This is a genomic window from Vibrio sp. 2017_1457_13 (assembly GCF_030851525.1).
GTDB classification, from domain to species: domain Bacteria; phylum Pseudomonadota; class Gammaproteobacteria; order Enterobacterales; family Vibrionaceae; genus Vibrio; species Vibrio metschnikovii.
On sequence record NZ_VHTA01000021.1, the window covers coordinates 1 to 7,730 of the forward strand.

The 7,730-nt window shown below is 39.8% G+C and carries 9 protein-coding genes; 8 read left to right on the top strand and 1 reads right to left on the bottom strand.

Annotated features, from left to right (window positions below; genetic code table 11):
* Nucleotides 1-207: 207 nt before the first annotated feature.
* The 4 genes from FKN88_RS17025 (at nucleotide 208) to FKN88_RS17040 (ending at nucleotide 2,515) form a co-directional block, all read left to right on the top strand.
* Nucleotides 208-459 carry a type II toxin-antitoxin system Phd/YefM family antitoxin gene (locus tag FKN88_RS17025; RefSeq protein WP_001250181.1) on the top strand — a complete coding sequence of 84 codons (252 nt, stop codon included), beginning with the start codon at nucleotides 208-210 and terminating at the stop codon, nucleotides 457-459.
* A complete protein-coding gene (locus FKN88_RS17030; protein WP_033928085.1) occupies nucleotides 449-736 on the top strand; it encodes a type II toxin-antitoxin system RelE/ParE family toxin in 288 nt (95 codons plus the stop codon). Before FKN88_RS17025 ends, FKN88_RS17030 begins: the two co-directional genes overlap by 11 nt.
* A gap of 830 nt (nucleotides 737-1,566) precedes the next feature.
* On the top strand, nucleotides 1,567-2,079 hold the full coding sequence (locus FKN88_RS17035) for a GNAT family N-acetyltransferase (protein ID WP_306687748.1): 513 nt from the start codon (nucleotides 1,567-1,569) through the stop codon (nucleotides 2,077-2,079).
* Nucleotides 2,080-2,233: 154 nt separating this feature from the next.
* Nucleotides 2,234-2,515 (top strand): hypothetical protein, encoded by a 282-nt coding sequence (locus FKN88_RS17040; protein ID WP_170906768.1) that lies wholly within the window; start codon nucleotides 2,234-2,236, stop codon nucleotides 2,513-2,515.
* 72 nt (nucleotides 2,516-2,587) lie between these two features.
* On the opposite strand, the gene FKN88_RS17045 is transcribed toward FKN88_RS17040, so the two are convergent.
* Nucleotides 2,588-3,550: an IS110 family transposase gene (locus tag FKN88_RS17045; protein WP_306687749.1), complete on the bottom strand. Its 963-nt coding sequence runs from the start codon at nucleotides 3,548-3,550 to the stop codon at nucleotides 2,588-2,590.
* 1,085 nt (nucleotides 3,551-4,635) lie between these two features.
* Here FKN88_RS17045 and FKN88_RS17050 point away from each other — a divergent pair.
* From FKN88_RS17050 to FKN88_RS17065, 4 genes are all read left to right on the top strand, one after another.
* The gene (locus FKN88_RS17050) at nucleotides 4,636-5,349 is read left to right on the top strand and encodes a Fic family protein (RefSeq protein WP_170906800.1); all 714 of its coding nucleotides are present in this window, start codon (nucleotides 4,636-4,638) and stop codon (nucleotides 5,347-5,349) included.
* Between the two features lie 133 nt (nucleotides 5,350-5,482).
* Nucleotides 5,483-5,995, top strand: coding sequence for a GNAT family N-acetyltransferase (locus FKN88_RS17055; protein ID WP_306687750.1), 513 nt, complete (start codon nucleotides 5,483-5,485; stop codon nucleotides 5,993-5,995).
* Between the two features lie 144 nt (nucleotides 5,996-6,139).
* Nucleotides 6,140-6,592: an N-acetyltransferase gene (locus tag FKN88_RS17060; protein WP_102887665.1), complete on the top strand. Its 453-nt coding sequence runs from the start codon at nucleotides 6,140-6,142 to the stop codon at nucleotides 6,590-6,592.
* A gap of 620 nt (nucleotides 6,593-7,212) precedes the next feature.
* Nucleotides 7,213-7,647, top strand: coding sequence for an abortive infection system antitoxin AbiGi family protein (locus FKN88_RS17065; RefSeq protein ID WP_306687751.1), 435 nt, complete (start codon nucleotides 7,213-7,215; stop codon nucleotides 7,645-7,647).
* Nucleotides 7,648-7,730 lie beyond the last annotated feature (83 nt).

A 7,730-nucleotide genomic window follows, 5' to 3' on the forward strand; every position in this document is an offset into this window, starting at 1 on the left:
CAGGCATAACAAACGCTTCAAGAGGGACTTCCAACGCGTGGCATTTTCATTATGCGTTGGTTTTTGTGGTTACGGTGTTATGAGGAAACTTGGTAGTAGCGTTGTCAGCCCCTTAAGCGGGCGTTATGCCTCTTTTGTAAACCTCTAGCAATTACTTAAATTAAGGTCTAAAATTAGGTCTGATTTTAATGCTTATATGGTGAAGTTATGAGACAGGTATTAGCGAATTGCTCTGCCAGTATTTCAGAGTTAAAGAAAAATCCAACAGCTCTTTTGAACGAGGCTGATGGTTCAGCTATTGCGATCCTTAACCACAACAAACCCGCAGCTTACCTTGTACCGGCTGAAACTTACGAGTATCTGATGGATATGCTTGATGATTATGAGCTTTCCCAAATAGTAGATAGTCGTCGTGGTGATTTGTCGCAAGCTGTGGAAATCAATATTGATGACTTATAAGTTAAAGTTTTTGCCAGCAGCCCAAAAGGAGTGGAGTAAGCTAGCGCCAACGATTCAGAGTCAATTTAAAAAGAAACTCAAAGAAAGGCTAGAAAATCCCCACATTCCATCATCAAAGTTACGGGGTTATGATTCTGTTTACAAAATCAAACTTCGTACATCTGGTTATCGTTTGGCTTATGAAGTCATCGACAATGAAGTTGTCGTTTATGTACTCGCTGTTGGTAAACGAGATAAAGACGCTGTTTATAAGAAGCTGGCTTCACGCTTCAGCTAGCGGCATAACAAGGCGTTCAAGAGGGATTCGCAACGCGCGGCATTTTCGTTATACGTTGATTTCATTGGTTTTTAGTGTAATGCGGTGAGTTGGTAGTTGCGTTGCTCACCCCTTAACGCGGCGTTATGCTTTATTGAGCCTCAGCAAAATCAATATATAAATTTTAATGGGAAAATTTAGTCTGACTTAGAGGTTTTCCGTTCTAATTAATTGATGTTATGAGTTTATTGTTCTTTTTGGTGGCGATTGAAAGTTGAACGATACTTGTTCTTTTTCGGCAACTTTGCCCTGATAAATTGTGTACGCAAAAGGTTCGATTGTCGCTGAAAGGTCTCTTTCTTTGGTGTTGCTTGTTCATTGATTCCACAGGCTATTTCGCTTCAGCATGTTTGGGATCTCATGAACATCTTACTTGCTGAAAGTGTTTGGTTAGCGCAAGTTTATCGATGTTTGTGCGCTTTTGTGCGGCTCTGCTCTGATAAATTGTGTACGCAAAAGGTTCGATTGTTGCTGAACGGTCTCTTCCTTTGATGTTGTTTGCTCCTTGATTCCTCAGGCTAATTCGCTTCAACTTGTTTGGGATCTAATCGGCAACAATGTTTGCTGAAAGTAGGCAAGTTTATCATTTTGAGTTAAAGTGGATTGAACCAATAAATTTTGAAAAAGTTCAATTTAATCAATAAGTAATAAAGCATAACAAACGCTTCAAGAGGGACTTCCAACGCGCGGCATTTTTATTATGCGTTGGCTTTTGTGGTTACAGTGTTATGCGGAAAGTTGGTAGTAGCGTTGTCAGCCCCTTAAGCGGGCGTTAGGCAGATAGGGAAATCATGAAGTTTAGAGTTAGAAAGGCATTACTAAGTGATGTTGATAAAATTGCACGTATACATGTCAATTCATGGGCTTATGCCTACAGTGGGTTGATGCCTCAAAGTTATATCGACAGTTACACCTTTGAAAAGCGTCAGAAATTATGGCTAAACATTATTCAGCGTGAACTAGCGGAAGTGCTCGTTGCGGACTGTGACGGAAAATTGGCTGGCTTTTTGTGCTTTGGACAACCGAAAACGTTGAAAGGCACTGATGTTTATGAGCTGAGTTCTATTTATATCGACCCAGGTAAAATTGGCACAGGTGTTGGTCAGTGTTTATACGATGAATGTGAGTGTATTCTTCGAAAACTGAAAGCCAGAAAAGTTACGTTGTGGGCGCTGGATAGTAATGAATACGCATTAAATTTCTATATAAAGCAAGGTTTTATAGCCACAGGTGAAATCAATGAAGAACGTACAAATGACGTTGTTCTAAATGATATCGAGTTGGCTAAGGAGTTATCTGCCTAACAAGGCGTTAAAGAGGGATTCACAACGCTAGGCATTTTCATTATGCGTTGATTTTATTGGTTTTTAGTGCAATGCGGTGAGCTGGTAGTTGCGTTGTTCACCCCTTAACGCGGCGTTATATTTTTTTTAAGTTCAGCAATCAAAAGGATTCATGATGAACGTGGATAAAGCGAAAAAACGCATATTGAAACGAGTACAAAGAGGTTTCAAAGGTTATCCGCAAATATCTTTAGAATATTTCGGCAAAACGACAGATTTCGCTACCGAAGTAGTCATCACTTTTATTGCTGAAGAAAATGCTGAACCGCAAATTCAGCGATTTACGAGTGATAAAGATGTTCGAGAAGATGAATCAATTCAATCGGTATTGTTAAAAATTATTGAGCGAGCCGACGCTGCTACGGTTTTAGAAAGTCGAGAAGTATCAGTTTGTTAATGATTTTTCGTTGATCTTAAACTCTCGGTCACATTAGCGTTGAGAACGAAAATATAACAAGAGACTATGGCGTCAAGAGTTAATTTTGGCGCTGTTTGTATCCCACATGCAGCCGTCTCTGAGCATAGAATTTAGGATAACTACCATCTTTCTGACGCAAGCAATGATCGCTACTTTTTTAGGTTTGCCTGCCGCTAATAACTTTTGATAGTGCTGTTTAAAAACAGGGTTACATTGCATTGCAGACATCATGGCCATGTACAAAACCGTCCTGACTTGCATGCGTCCGCCTTTGATCATTCTCTTGCCTTTATAACTACCGCTTTCTCGAGTAATGGGAGCGACACCGATTAATGAAGCCGCTTGTTTGTTGGTGATGTAGCCCAGCTCAGGTACGTTACTGATGATGGAGGCTGCCGCAATTTTTCCGATGCCAGGTACGCTCTGTAATAGCTCATTTTTGGCTTGGTAATCAGGGCATGTCTCGATGAGTTTTTCGATTCTAGTCTCAATGTTTTCTATCTGTTTTTTGAGCATGGTAAGTAGGGATTTAATCGATGACGTAACAGTCTTAGGCATGATTTGAGCGCGGTTCTTTTCCATGGTTTGCATGGTCAATAACTGGTTGCGTCTTGTCACTAAGTCACTCATTAAACGAATGTTTTCACTTTTTAATTGTGTGAGCTCCGGTTTAATCGCTTCCGCGTAATGAGCAATAAGAGCAGCATCTAAGCGGTCATTTTTAGCTCTTTGGCCAAGGGCTCCGGAGAACTTTTTGATATGTAATGGATTAGCAATGACATAGGGTAACTTAGCGTTGTCACAGGCTAAGATGAATGGCATTTCTAAGCGTCCGGTAGCTTCGATGACAATACGTTCAGGGTGGTACTTTTTAATGGTTTTGATGGCTTGTTTAATGCCTTTTTCATCATTGGTGACATTAAAATAGATATCGAGAGGACGGATATAGATATCTAATTGTGACTTGCCGGTATCAACGCCGACATTAATGTTTTGCAGTGTATTTGTATTCATAATAAGCTAACTCTTGCTTGCTAAATGCGGGTTCGAGACCCAGAAGACTATTCGAGTGTGGTGCTTGGAGTTCTATCTGACGTTCGCTCTTGTTATCGGTCTCTCGATAGAGGAGCCACAGTTCAATCGAACTATCAGATAGAGAACTTTAGTTGCAGCTAAAGTCTGGGTCTCACTTTACCCTGATTCGTTAGTTATTATCCATACAAACGGTTCAAGAGGGATTCGCAACGCGTGGCATTTTTACTATGCGTTGTGTTTAGTGTTTAAGGTGGCATGCGGAAGCATCGGTATTGCGTTGCTCACACCTTAACAGGGCGTTATGCTTTATTGAGACTCAGCAAAATCAATATATAAATTTTAATGGGAAAACTTAGTCTGATTCAGAAGCTTTCCTTTTCTAAGTTGTTGATATTATGATTTTATTGTTCTTTTTTTTGGCTATTGAAAGTTGAACGATACTCGTGCTTTTTCGGCAACTTTGCCCTGATAAATTGTGCTCGCAAAAGGTTCGATTTTTGCTGAAAGGTCTCTTTCTTTGGTGTGGTTTGCTCATTGATTCCGCAGGCTATTTCGCTTCAGCATGTTTGGGATCTCATTGGCATCTAGCTTGCTGACAGTGTTTGGTTAGCGCAAGTTTATCGATGTTTGTGCGCTTTTGTCTGGTTCTGCTCTGATAAATTGTGTGCGTAAAAGGTTCGATTTTTGCTGAAAGGTCTCTTTCTTTGGTGTTGCTGGTTCATTGATTCCGCAGGCTAATTCGCTTCAACTTATTTGGGATCTTATCGGCACCAATGATTGCTGAAAGTAGGCAAGTTTATCATTTTGAGTTAAAGAGGCTTTAACGAATGAACATTGTAAAAGTTCAATGTAATCAATAGGTAATAAAGCATAACAAACGCTTCAAGAGGGACTTCCAACGCGTGGCATTTTTATTATGCGTTGATTTTGGTGGTTACGGTGTTATGCGGAAACTTGGTAGTAGCGTTGTCAGCCCCTTAAGCGGGCGTTAGCCGACTTCTACCACCTTACTCATCAGTAAGTGTATACTTAACCAAGTTTTACTTACATAGAAGAAGATCACCATGACAGCATTGACAGATAACATGTGGAATATGAAACCAAATATACCGTTGGCTAAACAACTTGCCAAAAGAGATGTACCATCTTTGGTTTATGACGCTGTTAACCTCGAGGGTGTTGCAATGACTTTACCTGAGGTGCAAACCATTTTAGATGGGATCACCGTAGGTGGTCATCGAATTAGTGATCAAAATATGGCAATGAACCAAGCTCGAGCATGGGAGTTTATTTTTGGCTTAGTTGATCAAGGTGAGTTCCAATTTAATAAAGAAACCGCCTTAAAAATCCACAATATCGCTGGCAAAGAAGAAGCGTTAGAGTGGGGTAAATTTCGCTCTGGTTACGTTTCTATTACGGGTTCAGAGTATGAGCCTCCGGCTCCAGATGAGTTGGACGAAAAATGGCTTGAAGTTGAGAGTCAGGTGAATAGCGAATCTGATGTTTACGATCAAGCAATTACTGCATTTTTACAAATGGCACGCGCTCAATTTTTTTGGGATGTTAACAAACGTACGGGGCGGTTCATGATGAACGGTATTTTGTTAGCTAATGGTTTCCCTATCATTAATGTGCAAGCCAAGCGTCAACAAGAGTTTAATACGCTCATGCTTGACTTCTATTCTTCTAATGACATGAGAGCAATGAATAAGTTTTTACGCAGCTGTTTGGATGAAAAAATCATTCGTAATTTCAAGCTAGATCTGAAAATCGGCTAACAAACGCTTCAAGAGGGACTTCCAACGCGTGGCATTTTTATTGTGCGTTGGTTTTTGTGGTTACGGTGTTATGCGGAAAGTTGGTAGTAGCGTTGTCAGCCCCTTAAGCGGGCGTTAGGCATATAGGGAAATCATGAAGTTTAGAGTTAGAAAGGCATTACTAAGTGATGTTGATAAAATTGCACGTATACATGTCAATTCATGGGCTTATGCCTACAGTGGGTTGATGCCTCAAAGTTATATCGACAGTTACACCTTTGAAAAGCGTCAGAAATTATGGTTAAACATCATTCAGCGTGAACTAGCGGAAGTGCTCGTTGCGGATTGTGACGGAAAAGTGGGTGGCTTTTTGTGCTTTGGACAACCGAAAACGTTGAAAGGCACTGATGTTTATGAGCTGAGTTCTATTTATATCGACCCAGATAAAATTGGTACAGGTGTTGGTCAATCTTTATACGATGAATGCGAGAGTATGCTTCGAAAACTGAAAGCCAGAAAAGTTACGTTGTGGGCACTTGATAGTAATGCATACGCATTAAATTTCTATATAAAGCAAGGTTTTATAGCCACAGGTGAAATCAATGAAGAATGTGCAAATGACGTTGTTCTAAATGATATCGAGTTGGCCAAGGAGTTATCTGCCTAACAAAGCATTTAAGAGGGACAGCCAACGCGTGGCATTTTTATTATGCGTTGGTTTTTGTGATTACGATGTTATGCGGAAAGTTGGTAGTAGCGTTGGCTGCCCCTTAATGCGGCGTTATGCCTGTTAATGGACAAGGAGAGTTAAATGAAGATTTTAAAGGCTGCAATTTCTGAATTAGATCAGATTGTGAGTTTATTTGATGATTATCGTCAGTTTTATGGGCAAAAATCGGATATTGATGCTGCTAGAGAATTTTTGAGAAATCGGTTCGTTAATAATGAATCTGTGATTTTTTTAGCTATGACCGAAAACAATGAAGCTCTTGGTTTTGTGCAACTTTACCCATCATTCTCATCTGTCGCAATGAAACCGATGTGGTATCTCAATGATCTATTCGTTTCCGATGGATCCCGAAATAAAGGAGTTGCGAGAGCATTGCTCCAAAAAGTGAAATATTTTGCGAATGAAACGAACGCGTTAACTGTTAAATTAGCGACGTCATCAACTAACGAAAAAGCGAAATCACTTTATGAATCTGAAGGTTATGACAAGGTTGTTGCTTTTGAACACTACACTCAAAGGGTAAAACAGGCATAACAAACGCTTCAAGAGGGACTTCCAACGCGTGGCATTTTCATTATGCGTTGGTTTTTGTGGTTACGGTGTTATGAGGAAACTTGGTAGTAGCGTTGTCAGCCCCTTAAGCGGGCGTTATATTTCTCTTGAATTCAACGTGTTACAAATTTAAAAGTTAAGTGGTGATGTGAGATCTTTGCTGGTTGATAATTTCTTGTGATGGATAGCTGTTGGTTTGATCAAGTATATCAATGACTAACAAACATTATCGTTTAATCGCATTTGGCAGCAATTTTAATTTGGTTTGCATTAATGGTTTGTTTCTCTGAGATTTATCATCAGAATCAATGGGTAAGTTTGAGTCGATTTAAGGATTAACTGTTTTTTTGTATCAAACGTTAGCTCACTTTAGATTAAGTATTTGATATTATTTGCTATTTTACAAAGTTTGCTTGGTGTTTCAGCAGCTATCTGGAACTGAAATATAACAAACAATTCAAGCAGACCCTCAACGCGTGGCATTTTTGTTGTGCGTTGAGTTTAGTGATTACGGTGTTGTGCGGGAAGTTGGTAGTAGCGTTTCGGGCTACTTAATTGGGCGTTAGCATTATCATCACTCAATACTCATTAAGGAGATAAAATTGTTACCAAAGTCTCATACTTTGTTTCATTTCACCAAAAACATCGAATTTTTAAAGGATATTCTGGTAAATGGATTTTGGCCTAGGTACTGCATAGAAGATACAGGCTGGTATGGTGGTTATCGTATAGCTTACCCAATGGTATGCTTTTGTGATATTCCCTTATCCAGGGTTAGTGACCACGTTGATTTCTATGGAAATTATGGAATCGGTGTAACTCGTGAGTGGGCACAGAGTAATGGATTGTCACCCGTCATGTATATAAATCAAAATACTCCTGTACACTCTTCTCTATCAATGCTTTTAAGTGGTAATAGAGCAGGAAATGGGTACTATCCTCTATCCAACTCAGATGTAAATATTCTTATGGCAAACATAAAGCCATTGCAGGGGCAGGGCAAGATCATGAACGTTTTTTGCGCAATGCGAGGTTAAGTTTGACCTGACGTGCGGGCTGTGATCTTATGCTCCTTTTTTAAGGTGTTGCCATGAATATTAATACCATCAAAGAGCACTTC